At 73.2% G+C, this 1,272-nt stretch carries 1 protein-coding gene; it reads right to left on the reverse strand.

The genetic code is table 11. The features are described from left to right. On the reverse strand, window positions 1-1,100 hold a 1,100-nt coding region (locus tag D180_RS11470; protein ID WP_017912902.1), incomplete at its 3' end, for a LacI family DNA-binding transcriptional regulator. Window positions 1,101-1,272 lie beyond the last annotated feature (172 nt).

The following is a 1,272-nucleotide window of genomic DNA, read 5'->3' on the forward strand; positions in this document are numbered from 1 at the left end:
GGCGGCGCGGCCGCATCCAGCCGCTCCAGCACCAGTTGCGCCGCCTGCCGGCCGCGCGCGCGCGGTTGCGCGGCGAGCGTGGTCAGCGCGGGTGTGCTCACCGCGGCCTCGGGGATGTCGTCGAACCCGGTGATCGCGAAGTCCTGGCCCGGGCGGATGCCGCGCGCGAGCAGGCCCAGCATCAGGCCGAGCGCGACCGTATCGTTGTAGCAGACCGCTGCGGTGGGCGGCGCGTCGTGGGCGAACAGGTCACCGTGGCGCGCCGCCGCTTCCAGGCGATTGGGCGCGGACTCGATCAGCCAGGCCGGATCGACCGGCAACCTGGCCTGCCGCATCGCCTGCGCGTGGCCAGCGCGACGCTGCCGGCAGGAACTGGAATCGGCATGGCCGCCGTAGAAGGCGATGCGGCGGTGGCCGAGCGCGATCAGATGCTCGGTGGCCAGTTGCGCGCCGCGCTGGTTGTCCAGGCCGAGGAAACCCCAGTCGTCGGCGCCGGCAAGTTCGCGGTTGAACAGCAGCACGTTCGCGCGGGCGTCCAGCACCGTGTGCAGTTCGGCGGCGTCGCTGCCCTCGGCCGGCGACAGGATCACGCCGGCCGGGGTGTGTTCCATCAGCGAGGCCAGTACGGCCTGCTGCCGCGCGGGCGATTCGCCGGTGCTGCCGAGCAGGGTCACGTAGCCCTGCTCGCCCAGCGCCTCGTCCACGCCGGCGGCGAACTCGGCGAAGAACGGATTGGCCAGGTCGTTGATGACCAGGGCCACGCAGGTCGAGGTGCGCCGGCGCAGATTGGCGGCGCCGCGGTTGTAGACGTAGCGCTGCCGCTTCAGTTCCGCTTCCACGCGCGCACGCGTGTCGGCATGCACCAACGGGCTGCCACGCAACACCAGCGAGACCGTGGCGCGGGAGACGCCGACCGCATCGGCGATGTCGGTGACGGTCACCACCCGCTGGCGGTCGCGCGCGGCGGCGGCCGGTGCGGTCTTTGTGGCCTTTTTCGGCTTGTCCGCATGCTCCGCCGCAACCGGCGCCGCCTTGCGCGCGGCGGCCTTGGCCGCCTTGGAACCTGCGGATCCGGTTCCGGGTGGACGCTTCTGGCTCATCGGATCGCTTCCCTTCGGACGAGACGCGCAGCGTAAACCATCGGCTGCGCGCGCCTGCCGCGCGACGGCACGGACTCAGCGCCAGCCCAGGCTGGCGGCGGACGGCGGCGCCGCGCACGGCGACACCGGCAGGTCCTGCGGCTGCGTGCCCCAGCCCTGCGGCTGCGGCGCA

Source organism: Xanthomonas sp. SHU 166 (assembly GCF_000364685.1).
In the GTDB taxonomy this organism is placed as follows: domain Bacteria; phylum Pseudomonadota; class Gammaproteobacteria; order Xanthomonadales; family Xanthomonadaceae; genus Xanthomonas_A; species Xanthomonas_A sontii.